Annotated in this window: 19 protein-coding genes; 5 read left to right on the forward strand and 14 right to left on the reverse strand. The window is 74.0% G+C overall.

Features of this window, described 5'->3' with window-relative positions:
• Positions 1-100: 100 nt before the first annotated feature.
• The gene (locus tag ACIQPQ_RS13345; RefSeq protein ID WP_401303188.1) at positions 101-892 is read left to right on the forward strand and encodes an ABC transporter ATP-binding protein; all 792 of its coding nucleotides are present in this window, start codon (positions 101-103) and stop codon (positions 890-892) included.
• Positions 889-2,571 carry a transporter gene (locus tag ACIQPQ_RS13350; RefSeq protein ID WP_401303190.1) on the forward strand — a complete coding sequence of 561 codons (1,683 nt, stop codon included), beginning with the start codon at positions 889-891 and terminating at the stop codon, positions 2,569-2,571. Before ACIQPQ_RS13345 ends, ACIQPQ_RS13350 begins: the two co-directional genes overlap by 4 nt.
• Before the next feature lie 133 nt (positions 2,572-2,704).
• Here the strand turns inward: ACIQPQ_RS13350 and ACIQPQ_RS13355 are convergent, their stop codons facing one another.
• A complete protein-coding gene (locus tag ACIQPQ_RS13355; protein ID WP_401303191.1) occupies positions 2,705-3,748 on the reverse strand; it encodes an alpha/beta fold hydrolase in 1,044 nt (347 codons plus the stop codon).
• A 636-nt stretch (positions 3,749-4,384) separates the two neighbouring features.
• Positions 4,385-5,077, reverse strand: coding sequence for a metal-dependent transcriptional regulator (locus ACIQPQ_RS13360; protein ID WP_401303193.1), 693 nt, complete (start codon positions 5,075-5,077; stop codon positions 4,385-4,387).
• A 289-nt stretch (positions 5,078-5,366) separates the two neighbouring features.
• On the opposite strand from ACIQPQ_RS13360, the gene ACIQPQ_RS13365 reads away from it, so the two are divergent.
• Positions 5,367-6,122 (forward strand): SIS domain-containing protein, encoded by a 756-nt coding sequence (locus ACIQPQ_RS13365; protein ID WP_401303195.1) that lies wholly within the window; start codon positions 5,367-5,369, stop codon positions 6,120-6,122.
• Positions 6,123-6,470: 348 nt separating this feature from the next.
• Here ACIQPQ_RS13365 and ACIQPQ_RS13370 read toward each other — a convergent pair whose 3' ends face one another.
• The 3 genes from ACIQPQ_RS13370 to ACIQPQ_RS13380 all read right to left on the reverse strand — a co-directional run bounded on the left by ACIQPQ_RS13370 (position 6,471) and on the right by ACIQPQ_RS13380 (position 9,038).
• Entirely contained in the window at positions 6,471-7,931 is a 1,461-nt protein-coding gene (locus ACIQPQ_RS13370; RefSeq protein ID WP_383769355.1) for a PAS domain-containing protein, read from the reverse strand.
• A 102-nt stretch (positions 7,932-8,033) separates the two neighbouring features.
• Entirely contained in the window at positions 8,034-8,459 is a 426-nt protein-coding gene (locus ACIQPQ_RS13375) for a GNAT family N-acetyltransferase (RefSeq protein ID WP_401303589.1), read from the reverse strand.
• Positions 8,460-8,645: 186 nt separating this feature from the next.
• Entirely contained in the window at positions 8,646-9,038 is a 393-nt protein-coding gene (locus ACIQPQ_RS13380) for a RidA family protein (RefSeq protein WP_401303198.1), read from the reverse strand.
• Positions 9,039-9,707: 669 nt separating this feature from the next.
• On the opposite strand from ACIQPQ_RS13380, the gene ACIQPQ_RS13385 reads away from it, so the two are divergent.
• Complete coding sequence (locus ACIQPQ_RS13385) at positions 9,708-10,823, forward strand: isopenicillin N synthase family dioxygenase (protein ID WP_401303200.1); 1,116 nt, start codon at positions 9,708-9,710, stop codon at positions 10,821-10,823.
• A 51-nt stretch (positions 10,824-10,874) separates the two neighbouring features.
• Here ACIQPQ_RS13385 and ACIQPQ_RS13390 read toward each other — a convergent pair whose 3' ends face one another.
• The gene (locus ACIQPQ_RS13390) at positions 10,875-11,975 is read right to left on the reverse strand and encodes a citrate synthase 2 (RefSeq protein WP_401303202.1); all 1,101 of its coding nucleotides are present in this window, start codon (positions 11,973-11,975) and stop codon (positions 10,875-10,877) included.
• A 418-nt stretch (positions 11,976-12,393) separates the two neighbouring features.
• On the opposite strand from ACIQPQ_RS13390, the gene pdxH reads away from it, so the two are divergent.
• Positions 12,394-13,023, forward strand: a complete 630-nt coding sequence (gene pdxH, locus ACIQPQ_RS13395; protein WP_401303591.1) for a pyridoxamine 5'-phosphate oxidase — start codon at positions 12,394-12,396, stop codon at positions 13,021-13,023.
• Positions 13,024-13,096: 73 nt separating this feature from the next.
• Here the strand turns inward: pdxH and ACIQPQ_RS13400 are convergent, their stop codons facing one another.
• From ACIQPQ_RS13400 to ACIQPQ_RS13435, 8 genes are read right to left on the reverse strand one after another with little or no spacing between them, the layout of a single operon-like run.
• A complete protein-coding gene (locus ACIQPQ_RS13400) occupies positions 13,097-13,744 on the reverse strand; it encodes a TetR/AcrR family transcriptional regulator (RefSeq protein ID WP_401303204.1) in 648 nt (215 codons plus the stop codon).
• On the reverse strand, positions 13,732-14,508 hold the full coding sequence (locus ACIQPQ_RS13405; protein ID WP_401303206.1) for an enoyl-CoA hydratase family protein: 777 nt from the start codon (positions 14,506-14,508) through the stop codon (positions 13,732-13,734). The genes ACIQPQ_RS13400 and ACIQPQ_RS13405 overlap by 13 nt, the downstream gene beginning before the upstream one ends.
• Entirely contained in the window at positions 14,505-16,073 is a 1,569-nt protein-coding gene (locus ACIQPQ_RS13410) for a 4-coumarate--CoA ligase family protein (RefSeq protein ID WP_401303208.1), read from the reverse strand. The genes ACIQPQ_RS13405 and ACIQPQ_RS13410 overlap by 4 nt, the downstream gene beginning before the upstream one ends.
• A gap of 37 nt (positions 16,074-16,110) precedes the next feature.
• A complete protein-coding gene (locus ACIQPQ_RS13415) occupies positions 16,111-17,274 on the reverse strand; it encodes an acyl-CoA dehydrogenase family protein (RefSeq protein WP_401303209.1) in 1,164 nt (387 codons plus the stop codon).
• Positions 17,271-19,196, reverse strand: a complete 1,926-nt coding sequence (locus ACIQPQ_RS13420) for a biotin carboxylase N-terminal domain-containing protein (RefSeq protein WP_401303211.1) — start codon at positions 19,194-19,196, stop codon at positions 17,271-17,273. The genes ACIQPQ_RS13415 and ACIQPQ_RS13420 overlap by 4 nt, the downstream gene beginning before the upstream one ends.
• A gap of 11 nt (positions 19,197-19,207) precedes the next feature.
• Positions 19,208-20,806 (reverse strand): acyl-CoA carboxylase subunit beta, encoded by a 1,599-nt coding sequence (locus ACIQPQ_RS13425; protein WP_401303213.1) that lies wholly within the window; start codon positions 20,804-20,806, stop codon positions 19,208-19,210.
• Positions 20,803-22,491 (reverse strand): acyclic terpene utilization AtuA family protein, encoded by a 1,689-nt coding sequence (locus ACIQPQ_RS13430; RefSeq protein WP_401303215.1) that lies wholly within the window; start codon positions 22,489-22,491, stop codon positions 20,803-20,805. Before ACIQPQ_RS13430 ends, ACIQPQ_RS13425 begins: the two co-directional genes overlap by 4 nt.
• Positions 22,488-23,282 carry a TIGR03084 family metal-binding protein gene (locus tag ACIQPQ_RS13435; RefSeq protein ID WP_401303217.1) on the reverse strand — a complete coding sequence of 265 codons (795 nt, stop codon included), beginning with the start codon at positions 23,280-23,282 and terminating at the stop codon, positions 22,488-22,490. Before ACIQPQ_RS13435 ends, ACIQPQ_RS13430 begins: the two co-directional genes overlap by 4 nt.
• Positions 23,283-23,421 lie beyond the last annotated feature (139 nt).

Raw genomic sequence — 23,421 nt, forward strand, 5'->3', positions numbered from 1 at the left:
GGCCGGAGTTCAGGGGCGCGCGGTGGTTGAGGGTGCCGTGCGCGGTTCCCCGTGCCCCTGAGGGGGGTGTCAGGGGGGCTGGGGGTCTTAGGGTGCGGGTATGACGTCCGAGGGTGGTAGTGGTGGGGTCGCTGTGCGGGTGCGGGGGCTCTGGAAGCGGTTCGGGGAGCAGGTGGCCGTGGGCGGGATCGATCTCGATCTGCCCGCGGGGAAGTTCATCGGACTGGTCGGGCCCAACGGCGCGGGGAAGACCACCACGCTCTCGATGGTGACCGGGCTGCTCCGCCCCGACCAGGGCACCGTGGAGGTGGCCGGGCACGACGTGTGGCGCGACCCCGCCGAGGTGAAGGCCCGGATCGGGGTGCTGCCCGAGGGGCTGCGGCTCTTCGAGCGGCTGTCGGGGCGCGAACTCCTCGCCTACAGCGGCCAGTTGCGCGGACTGCCCGGCGCCGAGGTCGACAAGCGCGCCACCCAGCTCCTCGACGTCCTCGACCTGGCGGGCGCCCAGCACAAGCTGGTGGTCGACTACTCGACCGGCATGCGCAAGAAGATCGGCCTCGCCGCCGCACTGCTGCACAACCCCGAAGTCCTCTTCCTGGACGAGCCGTTCGAGGGCGTCGACCCGGTCTCCGCGCAGACCATCCGCGGGGTCCTGGAGCGGTACACCGCCTCCGGCGCCACCGTCGTCTTCTCCTCCCACGTGATGGAGCTGGTCGAGTCGCTGTGCGACTGGGTGGCCGTCCTCGCGGCGGGCCGCATCCGCGCCCACGGCACCCTCGCCGAAGTGCGCGGCGACGCACCCTCCCTCCAGCAGGCGTTCCTCCACCTCGTCGGCGCGCAGGGCCGCGACACCGGCTCCGACCTCGACTGGCTCGGCGGCGGCGCCCGATGACCGGCCCGACGGACACGACCGGCGCGACGGGCACCACCGGCCGGGCGGCCACCACCGGGGCGGCCGGTGCGCCGCGTACGGCGGGGGCGACCGGCCTGACCGGCACCGTCGTACGGCTGAAGCTGGCGCTGCTGCGCAACGGGCTGCGGCAGTCCGGCGGTCGGCGGGCCGCGTACGTCGCGTCCGCCGTCGTGACGCTCCTGATCGCCGCGCTCCAGCTGCTCGGCCTGATCGCGCTGCGCGGGCACGAGCACGCGGCGTCCCTCGTGGTGCTGCTGGTGGCCGTCCTGGGGCTCGGCTGGGCGGTGATGCCGCTGTTCTTCCCCAGCGGCGACGAGACCCTCGACCCGACCCGCCTGGTGATGCTGCCGCTGCGGCCCCGCCCCCTGGTGCGCGCGCTGCTCGCGGCGTCCCTGGTGGGCATCGGCCCGCTGTTCACGGTGCTGATGCTGACCGGCTCGGCGGTCGCCGTCGCGCACGGCGCCGTCGCGTACGCCGTCGCGGTGCCCGCGGTCGTCCTCGGGCTGCTGCTGTGCGTGGCGTTCGCGCGGACCGTCGCCACCGCCAACCTCCGGCTGCTCACCAGCCGCCGGGGACGTGACCTCGCGGTGCTGAGCGGGCTGCTCGTCGCGATCGGCGCGCAGGTCGTCAACTTCGGCGCGCAGCGCCTCGGTTCGGCCGGGCTCGGGCAGCTCGACCCGCTCGGCGACGTCCTCGCCTGGGTGCCGCCCGCCTCCGTCTTCGGCGCGGTGGACGCGGCGAGCGACGGGTCGTACGGCGTCGCCCTGGCCCGGTTCGCGGTGAGCGGGGCGGCGCTGGCGCTGCTGCTGGCGGCCTGGACGCGGAGCCTGACCCGGCTGATGACCGCGCCCGACGGCTCCACCCTCCAGGCCGCCGGACCCTCCGCGCGCGAGCGGGCCGCCACGGCGGGCGGCGGCCGACGGCTGCTGCCGGACGGCCGTACGGGCACGGTCATGGAGCGCAGCCTGCGGTACATCTGGCGCGACCCGAAGACCAAGGCGGCGTGGGCGACCTCGCTGGCCATCGGGCTGATCGTGCCGGTGTTCAACGCCCTCCAGGGCACCGGCTCGGTCTACTTCGCGTGCTTCGCGGCGGGGATGCTCGGCGTTCAGATGTACAACCAGTTCGGCCAGGACACCTCCGCGTTCTGGATGGTCGCCCTCACCATCTCCTCGCCCCGCGACGCGTACGCCGAACTCCGGGCGCGGGCCCTGGCCCTGCTGGTGATCACCCTGCCTTACACGGTGCTGGTGACGGCCCTCACGACGGCCATGCTGGGCGCCTGGTCGCGGCTGCCGGAGGCCCTGGGGCTGTCGCTGGCACTGCTCGGCGCGATGCTGGCGACCGGCGCGTGGGCCTCCGCCCGCTTCCCGTACTCCATCCCCCAGGAGGGCCACAAGAACGTGGCTCCGGGGCAGGCGGGGCTGGCCTGGATCTCGATCCTCGGCGGGATGGTCGCCGCCGCCCTGCTGTGCGCCCCGGTGATCGGTCTGACCGTCTGGCTGCACGTCTCCTCGGGCGGCACGGACCTGACGTGGCTCCTGCTGCCCGTGGGAGCCGTCTACGGCGCCGCGATCGCCGTCCTCGGGCTGCGGCTCGCGGCCCCGCGCACGGCGGCCCGCCTCCCGGAGATCCTGGCGGCGGTGAGCAAGGGCTGACGGCAAGCGGCGACCCTAGAGGACTACGGGACCTACGGGGGACCTGCGGGGCTGCGGAGTTGCGGAACTGCGGGACTGCGGGGTGATGCGACCCCAGGACTACGGGGGCTACGGGGCTACGGGGGCTGTCGGCCTACGGGGCCGTCGGGTCCGGGCCGCCCGGGGTGAGGACGGTGTCGAGGAACGGTTCGATCGCGTTCCGCCACGCCTCGGGCTGGTCGTAGTGGACGAGGTGTCCGGCGTCCGCGACCTCCGCGTACTCCCCGCGCGGCAGCACCCGCACCATCTCCTGCGCCTCCGCGCGCCCCAGCTCGCCGTCGAGGCCGCGCACGACCAGGGTGGGGCAGCGGACCTGGGCGAGGTCGTCCCAGTGGGCGTCGTAGACCCAGGTCTCGCGGGACTTCAGCATCTGGTCGGGTTCGAAGACGGGGCGCCAGCCGTCGGGCGACTCCTGCATCACCTCGGCGTAGAACTCGCCGCGCGCCGGGTTGGGCCGCTCCACCCAGGGGTCGTCCTCCCCGAACCACTTGCGGACGTCGGCGAGGGTGGCGAAGGGCATGGGCCAGGCCCGGAACCAGTCGGCCCACTCCCGCTGCGAGGCCGCGCCCAGGGCGGAGGCCCGCATGTCGCAGATGATCACCCCGGAGATCAGGTCGGGGCGGCGGGCGGCGAGCTGCCAGGCGGTCAGCGCGCCCATGGCGTGGCCGATGAGCACGGCGGGGCCGAGGCCGAGCTGTTCGAGAGCCGCCTCGGCGTCCTCGACGTACGCGTCGCGGGTGAAGGCCGCCCGCGGGGGCTTCTCGCTCTGGCCGTGCCCGCGCTGGTCGAGGGCGATCGCGCGATGCCGCCCGGAGAGCCAGCGGGCGGTGGACGCCCAGTGCGAGGCGCGGCCCATCAGACCGTGCAGTAACAGGACCCCGGTGCCGCCGGCTCCGCCGGTGCCGTTCGCTCCGCCGGTGCCGTTGGCTCCGCCGGTGCCAGCAGTGCCGCCGCCGAGGCTGTCGGCGTCAGTGGGCGTGGAGACCGGGTGGCCGGGTGGTCGGCCCTGGGGCCCCGCCTGACCCGGAATCAGGGCGTCCGACCCGCTTACCGTCGGGTCGCCCTTCGGCGGGTCTCCGAACTCCCAGGCGGCCAGGCGTACGCCACCCGCGCCGGTCACGTCGATCCGTCGCGCCATCGGTCCTGGCACCCCCTAGCTCCGCCCGGACCTCCCGCTCCCGCCAGAGCGGGCCCGTCCGGTCACGCGTCGTGTCTTCGGTCGTACCGCTGTGCTGTCCGCCGCGCCTCGGCGCCGCTTCATCCGCAGGCTATCGAATGCCTATTCGAAAATGCTCGCTTCCGCGGCCAACACCGCTCGTTCGAGTGACCGCGCTCAAGGAATGATCGCCGCTGCCGAGGGGAGATCTTCAGCGGGAGGCGGACCGCTCGGGGAAAACGGTCCGAGGGAAGCGACCCTGAGAGCTCGGGGCTCCGGGTCGCTGCGGGGGAGGGCAGGCCCCGGCGCCGTGCGGCGCCGGGGCCGTTCGCTCGTCCAGGGCACATCGTCCCCGCCCCCTCAGGTCATATGCCTCACGCAACAGCCTGGCACGCGCGGCGCCGGAGCGCTGCGATTCGACACAGGGAACCACCGATCCGGTGAGACCGACAGATCGCCTCGCCGCTCCTCAACGCCCCCTGGATTCTGAGGAGTTGAACAATACTCAGCCTCGGGCGGGATGCACGCCGTACGACGGTCCCGAAACGGTTCCCGGCTGTGCACGAACGGGCACGGCCGGGTGCGACCGGGTCAGGCCGCGAGCGCCGCCCGCCGTGCTCAGCGCTTGGCGACGAACACGTGGGAGGCGACCTCGGCGTCCAGCTCGGCCGCCTCGCCGCCGCTGCCGACGAGGACCCCGCCCGCCGACTCGGTCACGCTGACCACGGAGCCGGGCTGCACGCCCGCCCGCCGCAGCGTGTACATGAGCTGGGCGTCGGTCTGGATCGGCTCGCCGATCCGGCGCACCACGACGGTCTTGCCCTCCAGCCCCGGATCGAGGTCGGCCAGCGAGACCATGCCCTCGTCGAGGAACGGGTCGGCGCCGTCCTTCTCCCCCAGCTCCTCCAGGCCCGGGATGGGGTTGCCGTACGGCGACTCGGTCGGGTGCCGCAGCAGCTCCAGGACGCGGCGCTCCACGGCCTCGCTCATGACGTGCTCCCAGCGGCAGGCCTCGGCGTGGACCTGCTCCCACTCCAGGCCGATGACGTCGACCAGGAGACACTCGGCGAGGCGGTGCTTGCGCATCACGCGCGTCGCCAGCCGACGGCCCTCGTCCGTCAGCTCCAGGTGACGGTCGCTCGCCACGGAGACCAGGCCGTCCCGCTCCATGCGCGCCACCGTCTGGCTCACGGTCGGCCCGCTCTGGTCGAGCCGCTCGGCGATCCGGGCGCGCATGGGGATCACACCTTCCTCCTCCAGCTCGAGGATGGTGCGGAGATACATCTCCGTGGTGTCGATCAGTCCGGACATACGTGCCCCTAAATGAGATTGCCGAAGGCTCGACGGCTCTCCGGCGCGTGCGCTGGCCCTGGCCTCAATTCTGCCGGATACCACTGACAAGCGTGCCGCGCCGGGAAAACGCGGTGGTCGAGCGGGTACGGACGGACGCCGCGAGCGCTCGGGCGGGTGCGCCGGGGTGCTCCCCCGTCCCGGGTGCCGCCCCGCGCCCCGCCCGCCCCGGCCGTATTGACAGGGAGATGGTCCAGACCGCACGGTGATCCGCGACATGGACACCGGACACGGCAAAGGGGCCCCTCGGATGAGCGACCGCACGCCCGCCGCGCAGTTCTTCGACGCCGCGATCGGACTGCTCCAGCGGGTCCGCGACGAGGAGGCGGAGGCCGTCGAGGCCGCCGGCACCCTGCTCGCCGACACCGTGGCCGCCGGGGGCCGGCTCTTCGCCTTCGGCGCCGGGCACTCCTCGCTCGCCGCGCAGGACGTCGTCTACCGGGCGGGCGGGCTGGCCCTGATGAACCTGCTCGCGGTGCCGGGGGTCGTCGGGGTCGACGTCACCCCGGCCACGCTGGGCTCCGCGCTGGAGCGGGTCGACGGGCTGGCGAACGCCGTGCTCGACACCTCGCCGCTGCGGGCGGGGGACCTCCTGGTGATCATCTCGCTGTCCGGGCGGAACGCGCTGCCCGTCGAGATGGCGCTCGGCGCCCGCGCGCGCGGGGTCTCGGTCATCGGCGTGACGTCCGTGGCGTACGCCGCCGAGACCACGTCACGGCATGTCTCCGGGACGTTCCTCAAGGACCACTGCGATCTGGTGCTGGACTCGAAGATCGCGGTCGGGGACGCGGAGTTGAGCCTGGACACCGTGCCCGCGCCGTTCGCGCCCGCGTCGACCGTCGTCACGTCGGCGCTGATGCAGGCCGCCGTGGCGACGGCCGCGTCGACCCTGGCCGCCCGTGGCATCGAACCGCCCCTCCTGCGCTCCGGCAACGTCGACGGCGGCCACGAGTGGAACCGGCGGATCATGGAGGAGTACGGGGACCGCATCTTCTACCGCCACTAGTCCCTGCGGGGCGGGGCGGGTACGGGGGGGGTGGGGGCCTGGGGTGGGACTTACGGGTGCGGGCCCGCTGTGGCTGGTCGCGCAGTTCCCCGCGCCCCTGAGGACCACCGGCCCGTCGACGGGCGCGGGTCCGCCGTGGCCGCTCGCGCAGTTCCCCGCGCCCCCAAGCGGACAGCTCCACTCGACGCCGGATGACACACACCCACCCTCAGGGGCGCGGGGAACTGCGCACCACAGCGCCCGGAACGGACGGCTCCACTCCATCCCGGCTCACACACACCCACCCAGGGGCGCGGGGAACTGCGCGACCAGCCCCCACCCAGCCGCGCCCGCACGACGACCCCCGCCTCACTCGTCCCGCGTGACAAGCCCCGCCAGGTCCAGCGCAGCGGCCACGCGGACGGCGACGTCCTCCGCGTACACGGCGTCGCCCCGCTCGAACGCCGTACGCCCGCTCCCGCGCAGGAAGGTGACGACGCCCAGCGTCCGCCCCCGGCTGCGCAGCACCGCGCACAGCGCGTGCACCGTCCCCTCGGGCCACTGCCGGGCCCGCGCCCACTCGCGGGCCTGTTCCACGCCCACCGCGCCCGCGGACGCCCGTACCGACCCCGCGCGCGCCACGCACTGCCGCGCGGGGTGACTGTCCGCGTACCGCACAGGCAGCCCGGCGTGTCCGGTGAGCGCGCTGGGTCCGGGCCCCCCGGAGGGCGTCGCCGCGATCCGTACGAGCCGTGGCACGGCGCCCGCGTCCCCGTCGGCGGGCGGGGTTCCGGCGATGCGGTCGATGACGGCGTGGTCCGCGAACCCGGCGAGGGCGAAGTCGAGGTGGACGGTGACGGCCTCGGCGGGGTCCTCGCACTCGGCGGCGGCCCGCGCCGCCCGGTGCAGCTGGTTCACCCGGAACCGCAGCAGCGCGGCCTCCTGCTCCCCCTGCTTGGCCTCGGTGATGTCCTGGAAGAGCCAGCCCACCCCCAGCGGGACCGGTTCCTCCGCGAGCGGCGAGGCCAGCCGGAGGAATCCGCTCCGCCAGCAGCGCCGTTTCTCGCCGTCGGGGGTGCGCACCCCGACCCACAGTTCGGCGGGCGCGGGCGGCGCGCCCTCGGCGAGGACGTGGGTGAGCGCGTTCTCCAGCTCCTCCACGCCACGGGTGAGCAGGTCGCCCAGCGGGCGGCCCAGGACGGCGGTGCGGCCCGTGCCGAGCGCGCGGGCGGCGTGCGCGTTGACGACGGCGGGGCGCAGGTCGGCGTCGATGAGGACGACGCCCCAGGAGGCGTCCTCGAACAGGGCCTCGCTGAGGGCGATGGACCGCTCCAGGTCGATCTGGGTGTGCACCTCGCTGAACGCGCAGTACAGCCCGGCAGGCTCGCCGTCGGGTCCGCGGACGGCCGCGGACTGGGTGCGCACCAGCACCCGCCCGCCGTCCTTGGTGAGGAGCGCGAACTCGTGCACCTGGCGGCCGGGCGCGCGCATGGCCGCCATGAGCCGCGCCTGGATGTCCGCGGCGTCCGCCTCGCGCACCGCCCACCCGGCGAAGCCGTGCCGTCCGACGGCCTCGGCCGCGCTCCAGCCGAGGATGCGTTCGGCCTCGCGGTTCCAGTGCGTGACGACGCCCTGCGCGTCGAACGCGCACAGGGCCGCGTCCATGCCGTCGAGGAGGGCGGCGAGCAGGTCGGCGCCGTCCGGTCCGACGGGCACGGCGGCCGTCGGCGGGCCGCCGCCGTCACCGGCCGCCGGGCCGTCGCCGTCCGGCCGGTCGGGCTCGTCCGGACCCAGCTCGTCGGTGGTCCCACTACGCCGGGAAGCACTCACCTGAACCCCCTGCAGGTTCGCTCACTTGCCCTTATTCAACTTCAACGTGACGCAGCCCACATATGGTTCCCGGAAGATTGCGGGGGAATCATTGAACCTCTGTCAACGCGCTGTCAGCCTCAGGTCCACCCACTCGTCCCGCTCGCCGTCCAGGAGGTAGCGGTCCGTCTCGGTGAACCCGCGCGCGTGGGCGAAGCGCAGGCCGTCGGTGTTGGCGGCGAGCACGCACGTCTCGACCTCCCGGGCGCCCAGGGCGCGCGCGTGCGCGAGGGCACGGTCGTAGAGGGCGGTGCCCAGGCCCTGGTGACGGTACGGGGGCAGTACGCGCGCGATGACCGTCGCCACCGCCGCGTCGTCGGGGCCGCCGTCGGGGCGCGCGGGCGGGCGGACGGTGGTGCAGCCGACGAGGACGCCGTCGGCGTACGCGTTCTCCAGGCGGTAGCGGGCGGCCCGCGCGCGTACCTCGTCCAGGGTGAGGGCGGCCGGGGGCACGATCACGTTGTGGACGTGCCGCCACTGTTCCAGCAGCGCCTCGTCGTCGCCGGTGACGGCACGGAAGACGGGCGGCGGCAGGGCGGCACCGGGGGCGGGTGGGGGCGCGGGATCGGTCACGGCGGCAGACAACCCGGTGCCGCGTACGCGCGTCAACGGCTTTGCGCGCGCGTGGAACGCTCCGGACGGCGAGCGCCCTGCGTGCGGGTGGCGTCGCGGACGTCAGCGGCTCGGCGGGCGGCGGGCGTCCACCTCGATCTCGATCCGCATCCGCGGGTCGACCAGCCCGCACACCATCATCGTCGCGGCGGGCCGCACCGTGCCGAAGCAGCGGCGCAGCACCGGCCAGCAGGGCTCGAAGTCGGCGCGGTCGGGCAGCAGGTAGCGGACGCGGACGACGTCCTCGAAGCCGCAGCCCGCCTCGGCGAGGGCCGCGCCGATGTTCCGCAGGCACTGTTCGGCCTGCTCCACGACGTCGTCGGGGAGGGTCATCGTCGCGTAGTCGAAGTCGGTCGTGCCGGACACGTGGACCCGGTCGCCGTCGACGACGGCGCGCGCGTAGCCGATCCGCTCCTCGAAGACCGAGCCGCTGAGGATGGCGCGTCGTTCGATCATGGCCGGAATCCTAGGCGTGTCCGGCAGGAAAGAGATCCCCCGAAAAACACTTGAACGAGCGCGAGAGACGTTCCTACAGTGGGCTCACTTCGGAAAGGAGGTGGTTCGGCAGATGTATGCATACCGGACGGAAGAGGTGGCTGCGGGCTAGGGCCCGTCGCCAGACTCGGTTCGGCGCCGGACCCTTGTGCGCGTCTCGCGCGCAGCCGGCCCATTCCCAGCAGTCACCCGACCCGCGAGCCGCCGGTACGTCCGGCCGGCCCCTCTCATCGAGGGCCAGGCTCGCGGGTCGCCTGCGTTCCGGGCCCCCGCCCCACCGTCCGGCGCCACCGCGCCCCGGCCGTGGATTCTTCGGCGGGTGACCCGCGCCACGTACAGATCCTTCGGCACGCAGTACGATTACCGCATGCTTCTGCTCGTTCGGCGCCGCCACGTGGACTACGTCCGCGTCACGAGCATGGGCTGTCGACGCTCCCTCTGAGCCGTCCGGCCCACCTTCTCCCCGACCTCTCGGGACATCGGGGCCCCTCGCTTCACTCTCCCCGGACGCCCGGATTCCGTATCCCCCGGCTCCTCCGGCGTTCCGACCCCTCTCTGCCCATCCGGCACCCGTGCGTCCGCCCACCCATGGCGCCCGCGCGGGCCCCGTACACCCTGCGGACGCACACCATGACCGACATCACCCGCGTGATCCCCGAGGCCCGCACGACCCCCGCGGCCTCCCCGACACACCCGTCGTCCCCGTCGCACCCGTCGTCCTCGTCGCCCCCGCCGTCCGTGTCGTACCGGCAGCTGCCGATCATCGATCTCTCCGCCGCCGACCGCGGCCCGCAGGCGCGTGCCCTGCTGCACGCCCAGCTGCACAGCGCCGCGCACGACGTCGGGTTCTTCCAGCTGGTCGGGCACGGCGTCACCCGGGAGGAGACCGACGGGCTGCTGACCGCCATGCGGCGCTTCTTCGCGCTGCCCGAGGCCGACCGGCTCGCCCTCGACAACGTGCGCTCGCCCCACTTCCGCGGCTACACCCGCACCGGCGACGAGCGCACCGGCGGACGGCAGGACTGGCGCGACCAGCTCGACATCGGCGCCGAACGGCCCACGCGCGTGCCGGACGCGGGCGAACCGGCGTACTGGTGGCTCCAGGGCCCCAACCAGTGGCCGGACGCCCTGCCCGAGCTGCGGACGGCCGCGCTGCGCTGGGTGGAGCGGCTGAGCGCGGTCGCCGAGCGGCTGCTGCGCGAACTGCTCGCCTCGATCGGCGCGCCCGCCGACTTCTACGCCCCGGTCTTCGGCGCGCACGCGCACCCGCACCTCAAGCTCGTGCGCTACCCGGGCAGCGCCGGGAACGGCGCCGACCAGGGCGTCGGCGCGCACAAGGACTACGGCTTCCTGACCCTGCTGCTCCAGGACCAGGTGGGCGGCCTCCAGGTGCAGCGGGAGGACGGGCTCTTCCACGACGTGCCGCCGCTGCCGGGCGCGTTCGTCGTCAACCTCGGCGAGCTGCTGGAGGTGGCGACCAACGGCTACCTGCTCGCCACCAACCACCGGGTCGTCTCGCCGCCGAGCCAGGTGGAACGCTTCTCCGTGCCCTTCTTCTACAACCCTCGCCTCGACGCGCGCGTGGAACCGCTGCCGTTCCCGCACGCATCCGCCGCGCCCGGCGTGACCGACGACCCGGCCAACCCGCTGTTCGCCGAGTACGGCTACAACGAGCTGAAGGGCAAGCTGCGCGCCCACCCGCTGGTCGCGGAACGGCACCACGCGGGACTGCTCAGCCCCGCGTGACGCCTCCGGCACGCGCCCCGCGGCGGCGGCCGGTCGGTGCGCGGGGGCCGGTCAGTGCGCGGTGTCGCCGTAGCCGGGGATGTCCTGGGGGCTGCGGCTGCCGGGGCCGGTGTAGCGGGCGGAGGGGCGGACCAGGCGGCCGGTGCGCTTCTGCTCCAGGATGTGCGCGGACCAGCCCGCCGTGCGCGCGCAGGTGAACATCGACGTGAACATGTGCGCCGGGACCTCCGCGAAGTCCAGGACGATCGCCGCCCAGAACTCGACGTTGGTGGCGAGGACCCGGTCGGGGCGGCGGGCGTGCAGCTCCGCCAGGGCGGCCTTCTCCAGCGCCTCGGCGACCTCGAAGCGGGGGGCGCCCAGCTCGCGCGCGGTGCGGCGCAGCACGCGCGCGCGGGGGTCCTCGGCGCGGTAGACGCGGTGGCCGAAGCCCATCAGGCGCTCGCCCTTGTCGAGCGCCTGCTTCACGTACGCCTCGGCGTCGCCGGTCCGCTCGATCTCCTCGATCATGCCGAGCACGCGCGAGGGCGCGCCGCCGTGCAGCGGGCCGGACATGGCGCCGACGGCGCCGGAGAGCGCGGCGGCCACGTCGGCGCCGGTGGAGGCGATGACGCGGGCCGTGAAGGTGGAGGCGTTCATGCCGTGCTCGGCCGCCGAGGTCCAGTACGCGTCGACCGCCGCCACGTGCTTGGGGTCGGGCTCACCCCGCCAGCGGATCATGAACCGCTCGACGACCGAGTGCGCCTTGTCGATCTCGCTCTGCGGCACCATCGGGCGGCCCTGGCCGCGCGCGGACTGCGCGACGTACGACAGGGCCATGACGGCGGCGCGCGCGAGGTCCTCGCGGGCCTGCTCGGCGTCGATGTCGAGGAGGGGTTCGAGGCCCCAGACGGGGGCGAGCATGGCGAGCGCGGACTGCACGTCGACGCGGATGTCGCCGGAGTGGACCGGGATGGGGAAGGGCTCGGCGGGCGGCAGGCCGGGGTTGAAGGCGCCGTCGACGAGCAGGCCCCAGACGTTCCCGAAGGAGACGTGACCGACGAGGTCCTCGATGTCGACGCCCCGGTAGCGGAGCGCGCCGCCCTCCTTGTCCGGTTCGGCGATCTCCGTCTCGAACGCGACGACTCCTTCGAGTCCGGGTACGAAGTCGGACATGAGGCGGCTCCTCGGATGTGTACGGCGGGTGGGACGGGTCGGACCTGGTGGGTCCTGTGGGTCCTGTAGGTGCGGGTGCGGGGTGTGCGGCTTGTGTGGCTCGGGGGTGCGGCTGCGGACGCCGGGGGTACGCGGTCCTGCGGGGACTCGCGGTCCTGGGCGGTCATCCCGGTGATGCCCCGCGCGGCGGCCGGTCACCCACCGGAACAGCACCTGACGCGCCGGGACGGTCATCAGGACGGCACAAGAACTGTAGCGCCGAGTGCCACTTTTGGGGAGAGTTCGCGGCACTGAGTGCCACCTTCGGGGTGCGGGGTGGGGCTCCGGTCCGTACCGGGTGGACTGACGGGGAGGGCGTCGCGTGCGGCAGGATGGCGGCGTGGACCACGCCGAGACCGTCTCCCCCGATCCCTCCTCGATGCGCGCGCAGTACCGGGCCGAGGGGCTCACCGAGGCTGATCTGGCCGCGACGCCCGTGGAGCAGTTCGCGCGCTGGTTCCAGCAGGCGGCGACGGAGGCCCGGTTGTTCGAGCCGAACGCCATGATCGTGTCCACGGCGGACGCGGAGGGCCGGCCGAGCAGCCGTACGGTCCTGCTGAAGCAGTTCGACGAGCGCGGCTTCGTCTTCTACACGAACTACGACTCCCGCAAGGCCCGTGAGCTGGGCGAGAACCCGTATGTGGCGCTGCTGTTCCCCTGGCATCCGATGGAGCGGCAGGTGCTGGTGCGCGGGGTGGCGCGGCGGACCGGGCGGGACGAGACGGCCGCCTATTTCCGTACCCGGCCGCACGGCTCCCAGCTCGGGGCGTGGGCGAGCGCCCAGTCCGCGGTGGTCGGGGACCGGTCCGAGCTGGACGCCTCCTACGCGGAGCTGGCGGCCCGCTATCCGGAGGGCGAGCAGGTGCCGGTGCCGCCGCACTGGGGCGGGTTCCGGGTGGCGCCGGAGTCGGTGGAGTTCTGGCAGGGGCGGGAGAACAGGTTGCACGACCGGTTGCGGTACGTGGCGGAGGCGGACGGCGCCTGGCGGGTGGAGCGGCTGAGCCCGTGACGGCGCTCGGGCCGTGAGGGGCGCTCTCGGCGAGGGGGCTCGGGCCGTCAGAGGGCTGGGGCTATGAGGGGGCTCAGGCCTCGGTGGGTGCGGGTTGGGTGGGTTCGGGTTGGGTGGGGAGGTTCTGGTCGAGGAGGGCCGCCCACTGGTGGACGACTCGGTGGCGGCGGGCGGTGTCGTCGGTGAGGAGGTTGGCGAGGCCGAGTCCGCGGGCCATGTCGAGCAGGCCCTGTACGGTCTCGCGGACGCCGGGGGCGGACTCGTCGGCGCCGAGCAGGTCGACGGCTATCCGGTGGGTCTCGCGGCCCACGCGCGCCTCCAGTTCGGTGACCCGCGCGCGGAGTTGTTCTTCGTTGGAGGCGGCGACCCAGAGGTGCAGGGCGGCGCGGAAGAGGGGGCCGGTGTAGAGGTCGACGAGGGCGGCGACGACGGCGCGGGTGTCCCCGGCCGCGCCCTGCGGGAAGAGGTCGCGCAGGGCGAGGGAGCGTTCCTCGGCGACGTACTCGACGGCTGCGGTGAAAAGGTCCTCGCGGGTCGGGAAGTGGTGCTGGGCGGCGCCGCGCGAGACGCCCGCTCGTTCGGCGACGACGGAGACAGTGGAGCCGGCCCAGCCGTGTTCGGCGAGGCAGGCGACGGCGGCCTCCAGGAGGCGCTGCCGGGTGGCCCGGCTGCGGTCCTGCTTGGGGGCGCGGTCGCGGTCGACCGGGGTCACAACACCCATGCGGGGTCCCGTCGTTCGAGGAAGGCCGTCATTCCCTCGCGGGCCTGCGGGGAGGAGAACAGTCGGGCGGAGAGCGCGGTGAGGTGGTCCGCGTCGCGCTCGAACGCCTCCAGCACCCTAGCGGTGAGCAGCCGTTTCGTCTCGGCCAGGCCCTCGGGGGCGGATCTGCGCAGGCCGTCCAGGACGGGGGCGAGGGCGGTGTCGACGTCGTCGGCGGCGGTGGTGAGCAGGCCGATACGGGCGGCCTCGGCGGCGTCGAAGCGTTCCCCGGTGAGGTAGTAGCGGGAGAGGGCACGCGGGTCGGTGCGGGGCAGCAGGGGCAGGGAGATCACGGCGGGGGCGACGCCGATACGGACCTCGGTGAAGGCGAAGGAGGCGGTCGCGGTGGCGGCGGCGGTGATGTCGCAGGCGGCGAGGAGGCCGAGGCCGCCGGCCCGGACGTGCCCGGTGACGCGGGCGACGACCGGTCGGGGCAGTTCGACGATCTGCCGCAGCAGCGCGACGAAGGCGTCCGGCGGGGGCGGGTCCTTCAGGTCGGCGCCCGCGCTGAAGGTGCTGCCGCTGTGGGTGAGGACGACGGCGCGCACGTCGGGGTCTTCGGCGCAGTCGGTGAGGGCGGTGGAGAGGGCGGCGACGAGGCGGGCGGAAAGGGCGTTGCGGGTGGCGTCGGCGTCGAGGCTGAGCGTCTCGACGCCCCTGTCACGGCTGCGGCCGAGAAGGGCCGGGGTCTCGGGGGCGGCGCCGTCGCGGGTGGGGGCGGTCATGGGTTCTTCCTCAGTTCCCGTCGGAGGATCTTGCCGGACGCGGCGCGCGGTACGGCGTCGACGAACGTGACCTTGCGGACCCGTTTGTAGGGGGCGACGCGTTCTCCGACGAAGAGGGCGATCTCGCCTTCGCCGAGGTCGGGGGCGGTGGGCTGGCGGACGACGAAGGCGTGCGGCACCTCGGTGCCCTGGTCGTCGAGGTCGCCGATGACGGCGGCGTCCGCGATGCCGGGGTGGGTGAGGAGCAGCGCCTCCAGTTCGGCGGGGGCGACCTGGAAGCCCTTGTACTTGATGAGTTCCTTGACGCGGTCGACGACGAACAGCCAGCCTTCGGCGTCGACATGGCCGACATCGCCGGTGTGCAGCCAGCCGTCGGGGTCGATCATGGCGGCGGTGGCGTCGGGGCGCCCGAGGTAGCCCTTCATGACCTGGGGGCCGCGGATGAGGATCTCGCCGGGCTCCCCGGCGGGGAGGTCCTGGCCGGGGTCGTCGAGGGAGACGATCCGCATCTCGGTGCCCGCGATGAGCTTGCCGACGGTGCCGGGGGGCGCCTCGCGCATGGCGGTGAGGGGGACGACGTGGGTGCCGGGCGAGAGTTCCGTCATGCCGTACGCCTGGCCGACGGGCGGCAGGTCGAGGCGGGCGGCGCAGGCGGCGGCGAGGCTCGCGTCGAGCGGGGCGGCGGCGCTGATGACGTAGCGCAGGGACGACAGGTCGTAGCGGGCGACCGCCGGGTGTTTGGCGAGGGCGAGGACGATGGGCGGGGCGACGTAGAGGCCGGTGATGCGGTGGTTCTGGATCGCGGCGAGGAAGGTCTCCAGGTCGAAGCGGGGCAGCACGACGACGGTGGCGCCCTGGCGCAGCGGGGCGTTCATCAGGGCGGTGAGGCCGTAGATGTGGAAGAAGGGCAGGACGGCGAGGATGCGGTCGCCGGGGCCCGCGGTGACGGCGGGGGCGAGCTGGTCGAGGTTGGTGGCGATCTGGCGGTGGGTGAGCATCACGCCTTTGGGCAGGCCGGTGGTGCCGGAGGAGTACGGCAGGGCGGCGACGTCCTCGGCCGGGTCGATGGTGACGTCCGGTTCGGGGGCGGTGGTGGCGAGCATGTCGATCAGGGAGCGGTGTCCGCTCGCGCTGTCGTAGACGAAGATCTCCTTGACGCCGCCCGCGAGTTCGGCTGCCCGGCGGGCCGCGCCGAGCAGGGGTGAGACGGTGATGATCCAGCGGGCGCCGGAGTCGCCGAGCTGTTTGGCGAACTCCTCCGCGGTGGCGAGCGGGTGGACGGTGGTGACGGTGGCGCCCGCGCGGGTGGCGGCGTAGAACGCGGTGGGGAAGGCGATCGTGTTGGGGCTGTGCAGGGCGAGGACGTCGCCCTTGCGGACCCCGGCGTCGGCGAGGGCGGCGGCGACCCGGCGGTGGAAGCGGTCGATCTGCGCGTAGCTCAGGGTGGTGCCGTCGGTGCCGTCGACCAGGGCGGGCAGGTCGCCGAACTCGGCGGCGCGGCCGAGGACGGCCTCGTGGATGGGGAGGTCGACGGGTGGGACGTCTGCGTACTCGCTGCGGAACATGGTTCCTCCTCGCGCGACTGGCACGGCACGGTGCTGATCAGTACGACTTGGGCAGGCCCAGGGTCTGGTGGGAGACGTAGTTCAGAATCATCTCCCGGCTCACCGGGGCTATACGAGCCACGCGCGAGGCCGTGATGAGGCGGGCGAGGCCGAACTCGGTGGTGAGGCCGTTGCCGCCGAGGGTGTGCACGGCCTGGTCGACGGCCTTCACGCAGGCCTCTCCCGCCGCGTACTTCGCCATGTTGGCGGCCTCGCCCGCGCCGACGTCGTCGCCCGCGTCGTACAGGTGGGCGGCCTTCTGCATCATCAGGCGGGCCAGTTCGAGGTCGATGTGGGCCTGGGCGAGGGGGTGGGCGATGGCCTGGTGGGCGCCGATGGGGGTGTTCCACACGGATCGTTCGCGGGCGTACTCCACGGCGCGGCCGAGGGCGTGGCGGCCCATGCCGATGGCGAAGGCGGCCGTCATGATGCGTTCGGGGTTGAGTCCGGCGAAGAGCTGGAGCAGGCCGGCGTCCTCGTCGCCGACGAGCGCGTCGGCGGGGAGCCGGACGTCGTCCAGGACGAGTTCGAACTGCCACTCCTGGCTCTTGAGTTCCATCTCTATGCGGCGGCGGGAGAAGCCGGGGGCGTCGCGGGGGACGATGAACAGGGAGGGCTTGAGGCGGCCGGTGCGGGCGTCCTCGGTGCGGCCGACGATGAGGGTGGCGTCGGCGAGGTCGACGCCGGAGACGAACACCTTGCGGCCGGTGAGCAGCCAGTCCGTGCCGTCGCGGCGGGCGGTGGTGGTGATGCGGTGGCTGTTGGAGCCCGCGTCGGGTTCGGTGATGCCGAACGCCATCAGGCGGCTGCCGTCGGCGAGGGCGGGCAGCCACTCCTGTTTCTGGGCGTCGGTGCCGAAGCGGGAGATGACGGTGCCGCAGATCGCCGGGGAGACGATCATCATCAGCAGGGGGTTGCCCGCGGCGCCCAGTTCTTCGAGGACGAGGGAGAGTTCGGTGATGCCGCCGCCTCCGCCGCCGTACGCCTCGGGCAGGTTGACGCCGATGTAGCCGAGCTTGGCGGCCTCCTGCCAGAGGGTGCGGTTGTCGGGTTCCGTGCCGTCGGCGCCGGCCTTGCTGTGGCTCTTCGCGAAGGCGGACACGGCGGCGCGGAGGGCTTTGTGCTCGTCGGACTCGATGAGGGTGCTCGCGGTGGCGGTCACTGTGTCTCCCTGGCTCCTTCGGACGGGTGCGGTGCGGGGGTTTCCTCGACTACGGCCAGGAGGGCTCCGAGGCCCACCTGCCGGCCCTCCGTGACCGGGAGTTCGGTCAGGGTTCCGGTGACGGGGGCCGTGATGACGTGTTGCATCTTCATCGCTTCGAGCCACACGATCGGTTCACCGGATCGGACACTCGATCCGGTGATGAGACCGTCCGCGACCTTGACGACCGTGCCGGGCATCGGCGCCAGCAGGGAGCCGGGGGCGCGCTGGGCGGAGGGGTCGGGGAAGCGGGGCAGGGCGGTGAGGGCGGCGGCGCCGACGTGGACGCGGTCGCCGTAGCGGGCCACGTCGTAGCGGCGCCGGACGCCCTCCGCCTCCAGCACCACGAGGTGGGCGTCGGCGTGCACCACCTGCACCGGGGCGGCCGACGTGGTCCCGGCGCCGTCGGGGGCGGTGGGCTCGGCGGCGAGGCCGGTGCGGGTGTGGCGGTAGCGGACCTCGATCTCCTCGCCGCCGACCGCGTACCGGCGGGTCTGCGGCTGGGAGGGCAGGTTGCGCCAGCCGCCGAAGCGGGAGCGCGGTCGGGCGCAGGCGTCGGCGAGGGCCGCCGCGAGCGGCGCGTACGGGTCGGGGGCGGGCGCGGTGAGGGCGGCGAGGTGGCGGTCGTAGAAGCCGGTGTCCATGCGGGCGGAGGTGAACTCCTCGTGCCGCAGGGACGCCACCAGCAGGGCGCGGTTGGTGACGGGGCCGTGGACGGCGGCCCGTTCCAGGGCTCCGGCGAGGCGGCGGACGGCCTCCGCGCGCGTGGGCGCGTGGGCGACGACCTTGGCGAGCATCGGATCGTAGTGGACGCCGACGGGGTCGCCGTCGGTGTACCCGGTGTCCAGGCGGACGCCGTCGGGGACGGCGAGGCGGTGCAGGGTGCCGGTCTGCGGGGTCCAGTCGGCGGCCGGGTCCTCGGCGTAGAGGCGGGCCTCCACGGCGTGTCCGCGCGCGGGGGGCGGCTCGGCGGGCAGGGCGTGGCCCTCGGCGACCCGGAGCTGCTCGGCGACCAGGTCGAGGCCGAAGACGGCCTCGGTGACGGGGTGTTCGACCTGGAGGCGGGTGTTCATCTCCAGGAAGTGCGCGCGGCCGTCGGCGACGAGGAACTCGACGGTGCCCGCACCGACGTAGTCGACCGCGCGCGCGGCACGCACGGCCAGGGCGTGCAGTTCGGCGGTGAGTTCCCCGGTGAGGCCGGGGGCGGGCGCCTCCTCGATGACCTTCTGGTGGCGGCGCTGGAGGGAGCAGTCGCGCGTGCCGAGCGCCCACACCGTGCCGTGCGTGTCGGCGAGGATCTGCACCTCGACGTGGCGGCCGTCCTCGACGTACGGCTCGACGAAGACCTCGCCGTCGCCGAACGCGCTGAGCGCCTCCGCGCGCGCGGTGGCCAGCGCCTCGTCCAGGTCGGCGAGACGGCGTACGACGCGCATGCCGCGTCCGCCGCCGCCCGCCGCCGCCTTGACGAGGACCGGCAGGTCGGCCTCGGTGACCCGGTCGAGCGGGGCGAGCCCCATGAGGGCCTTCGCGCGCGTCTTGGACGCCATGGCCTCGATGGCCTCGGGCGGCGGCCCGATCCAGACGAGGCCCGCGTCGAGGACGGCGCGCGCGAAGTCGGCGTTCTCGGAGAGGAAGCCGTAGCCGGGGTGCACGGCGTCGGCGCCCGCGCTGACGGCGGCCTTCACGACCAGGTCGGCCCGCAGGTAGGTGTCGGCGGGCGCGGCGCCCGGCAGCCGTACGGCAACGTCGGCGTCGCGTACGTGCAGCGCGTCGGCGTCGGCGTCGGAGTGGACGGCGACGGTCCGCACGCCCAGGTCGCGGCAGGTGCGGAAGACACGGCAGGCGATCTCGCCCCGGTTGGCGACGAGCACTGAAGTGATCACGGGTAGGTCCCTCACATCCGGAAAACGCCGAAGCCACCGCGCGCGCCCGCGTAGGGCGCGGTGTGGACGGCCGACAGGCACAGGCCGAGGACGGTGCGGGTGTCGCGCGGGTCGATGACGCCGTCGTCGTACAGCCGACCGGACAGGAACAGGGGCAGCGACTCCGCCTCGATCTGCTGCTCGACCATGGCGCGCAGCGCCGCGTCGCCCTCCTCGTCGTAGGGCAGGCCGCGCGCGGCGGCGGACTGCCGGGCGACGATCGACAGGACGCCCGCGAGCTGCTGGGGGCCCATGACGGCCGACTTGGCGCTCGGCCAGGCGAACAGGAAGCGCGGGTCGTACGCGCGTCCGCACATGCCGTAGTGGCCGGCGCCGTAGGAGGCGCCCAGGAGGACCGACAGGTGTGGGACCTTCGAGTTGGAGACCGCGTTGATCATCATCGAGCCGTGCTTGATGATGCCGCCCTGTTCGTACTCCTTGCCGACCATGTAGCCGGTGGTGTTGTGCAGGAAGACCAGCGGGATGTCGCGCTGGTTGGCGAGCTGGATGAACTGGGCGGCCTTCTGGGACTCCTCGCTGAACAGCACGCCCTGCGCGTTGGCGAGGACGCCGACCGGGTAGCCGTGCAGGCTGGCCCAGCCGGTGGCGAGGCTGGTGCCGTACAGCGGCTTGAACTCGTCGAAGTCGGAGGCGTCGACGATGCGGGCGATCACCTCGCGCGGGTCGAACGGCGTTCTCAGGTCGCCGGGGACGATGCCGAGGAGTTCCTCCGGGTCGTACTTGGGCGGCTCGGCGGGGGCCGGGTCGGCGTACGCCTTGCGGTGGTTGAGGCGGGCCAGCACGCGGCGCGCCTGGCGCAGGGCGTCGCGTTCGTCGACGGCGAAGTAGTCGGCGAGGCCGGACACGCGCGCGTGCATCTCCGCGCCGCCCAGGGACTCGTCGTCGCTCTCCTCGCCGGTGGCCATCTTCACCAGGGGCGGCCCGCCGAGGAACACCTTGGCGCGCTCCTTGACCATGATCACGTGGTCGGACATGCCGGGGATGTACGCGCCCCCGGCGGTGGAGTTGCCGAAGACGACGGCGACGGTCGGGATGCCGGCCGCGGACAGCCGGGTGAGGTCGCGGAAGATCGCCCCGCCCGGGATGAAGATCTCCTTCTGCGAGGGCAGGTCGGCGCCGCCGGACTCCACGAGGCTGATGACGGGCAGCCGGTTGGCGAGCGCGATGTCGTTGGCGCGCAGGGCCTTCTTCAGCGACCAGGGGTTGCTGGCGCCGCCGCGCACGGTGGGGTCGTTGGCGGTGATGAGGCATTCCACGCCCTCGACCACGCCGATGCCGGTGACGAGGGAGGCGCCGACGGTGTACTCGCTGCCCCAGGCGGCGAGCGGCGACAGTTCCAGGAACGGCGTGTCGGGGTCGAGGAGCAGTTCGACGCGCTCGCGCGCGAGGAGTTTGCCGCGCGCGCGATGCCGGTCGACGTACTTCGGGCCGCCGCCCGCGAGGGCCTTGGCGTGCTCGGTGTCGAGGTCGGCGAGTCTGGTGAGCATGGTGTCGCGGTGGGCGCGGAAGTCCGGTCCGCTGGGGTCCAGCGCGGACGACAGGACGGTCACAGCAGGTCCTCCGGGATGTCCAGGTGACGGGAGCGCAGCCATTCGCCGAGGGCCTTGGCCTGCGGGTCGAAACGGTGCCGGGAGGCGACGCCCGCGCCGAGGACGCCCTCCACGACGAAGTTGAGCGCGCGCAGGCGGGGCAGCACGTGCCGGGTGACGGGCAGGTCCCGGCACTCGGGGAGCAGGTCGCGGAACCGCTCGACGGTCAGGGTGTGCGCGAGCCACGCCCAGGCGGCGTCGTCGCGCGCCCACACCCCGACGTTGGCGTCCCCGCCCTTGTCCCCGCTGCGCGCCCCGGCGACCCGCCCGAGCGGCGCCCGCCGTACGGGTGTCCCGGCGGGCACCGGTTCAGGAAGCGGTGGTTCCGGTACGGCGTCGAGCGCGCGCGTGTCCCGTACGGCGACGGGGTCGACGGTGACGCGGCGGCCGTCGGGCAGTACGGCGACGTGCGGCACGTCTCCTTGCGGCACGTACGAGGCCTCGAACACGCCGTAGGGCGCGCCTTTGTCGGGTGGGGCGAGGACGTGGAAGCCGGGGTAGCTGGCCAGGGCGAGTTCGACGGCGGCGGCGGTCAGGGCGCGCCCCACGACGGCCTGGTCGGGGTCGCGCACGACGAGGCGGAGCAGCGCGCTGGCGGTCTCTTCGCTGGCGGCGTCGTCCCGGTCGGTGCGCACCAGCTCCCAGGAGACGTCCTGCGGGCGGGACTTGGCGAACGCGTCCGCCATCTGCTCCCGCACGAGCGCGGCCTTGTCGTCGACGTCGAGTCCGGTGAGGACGAAGGCGACCTCGTTGCGGAACCCGCCGAGGCGGGTGCGGCCGACCTTGAGGTCCGGCGGCGGCGCCTCTCCGCGGACGCCGTCGATGCGGACCCGGTCGGGTCCGTCCTGGGTGAGCCGTACGGTGTCGAGGCGGGCGGTGACGTCGGGTCCGGCGTAGCGCGCGCCGCCCGTCTCGTACAGCAGTTGGGCGGTGACGGTGCCGACGTCGACGAACCCGCCGGTGCCCGGGTGCTTGGTGATGACGCTGCTGCCGTCCTCGTGGAGTTCGGCGAGCGGGAAGCCGGGGCGGCGGACGTCTCCGTCGCGGAAGAAGGCGTAGTTGCCGCCGGTGGCCTGCGTGCCGCACTCCAGGACGTGTCCGGCGACGACGGCGCCCGCGAGCCGGTCGTGGTCGGTGCGTGCCCAGCCGAAGTGGGCGGCGGCGGGCCCGGTGACGAGGGCCGCGTCGGTGACCCGGCCGGTGACGACGACGTCGGCGCCCGCGCGCAGGCAGGCGGCGATGCCGGCGCCGCCGAGGTAGGCGTGCGCGGTGAGGGCGCCGGGGAAGCGGGCCCCCAGGTCGTCGCCCTCGACGTGGGCGACCCGCACGGGGACCCCGAGCCGTACGGCCAGCGCGCGCACGGCGTCCGCGAGCCCGGCCGGGTTCAGGCCGCCCGCGTTGGTGACGATCCGCACCCCGCGCTCGTGGGCGAGGCCGAGGGTGTCCTCCAGCTGGCGCAGGAAGGTGCGCGCGTACCCGGCGGCGGGGTCCTTGAGGCGGTCGCGGCCGAGGATGAGCATGGTGAGTTCGGCGAGGTAGTCGCCGGTCAGGACGTCGAGTTCGCCGCCGGTGAGCATCTCGCGGAGGGCGTCGGCGCGGTCGCCGTAGAAGCCGGAGAAGTTGCCGATGCGCAGCGGCCGGGTCACCGGGCGGCTCCCTTCGGGGCGCGGCCGGGTCCGGGCGGGCCCGCGAAGGCCTGGGCGATGTCCAGCCAGCGGTCGGCGTCCTCGCCGACGGCGGTCAGCGCGAGGTCGGCGCGGTGGGCGCGCTGGGTGACGAGCAGGCAGAAGTCGAGCGCGGGCCCGGTGACGCACTGCGCGGCGTCGGGCGGGCCGTAGGCCCAGGTCTGGCCGCCGGGCGAGGTGAGTTCGATCCGGAACTCCTCCATCGGCGGGGTGAGGTCGTGCACGGTGTGCGCGAAGTCGCGGGTGCGGACGCCGAGGCGGGCGATGTGCCGGAGGCGGTCGGTGGGCTCCGGGGTGACCCCCAGGGCGTCGGCCACGTCGATGCTGTGCGCCCAGGTCTCCATCAGGCGGGCGGTGGCCATGGACGCGCGGGACATCGGCGGCCCGTACCAGGGGAACCGGCCGCCGTCGGGCGCGGCCCGCAGGGCACGGTCGAGGGCGGCCCGCCCCTCCCGCCAGCCCCGCAGCAGCTCGTCGGGCGCCTGCCGGGCCCCCTCCTCGGCACCCTCGTCCACGAACGAGCCCGGCGCGGCGAGGGCCTTCTCCACCAGGGTGTGGAAGGCGGCCACGTCGGTGACGGCGAGCAGCGCGGAGTGGTCGGTCCAGGCGAGATGCGCGATCTGGTGGGCGACAGTCCAGCCGGGGGCGGGGGTCGGGCGGGCCCAGTCGTCCGGGCTCAGCCCCGCCACGAGGGCGTCGAGGGCGTCGCTCTCGGCGGACAGGTCGTCGATGACGGGCGTGGGGTCGGCCATGGGGCGAGCTTGGCAGCGCGCCCAGAAACAATCAAGCGCGCTTGCATTAATTAGTTATCCACAGGCACCGCCGGAACGCGAGGGGGTCGCTACGCTCGGTCACGAGATGGGGGTTTGGTCGCGTCACGGACTTCCCCTC

Origin of the sequence: Streptomyces sp. NPDC091281 (assembly GCF_044757425.1) — a bacterium.
GTDB lineage: Bacteria > Actinomycetota > Actinomycetes > Streptomycetales > Streptomycetaceae > Streptomyces.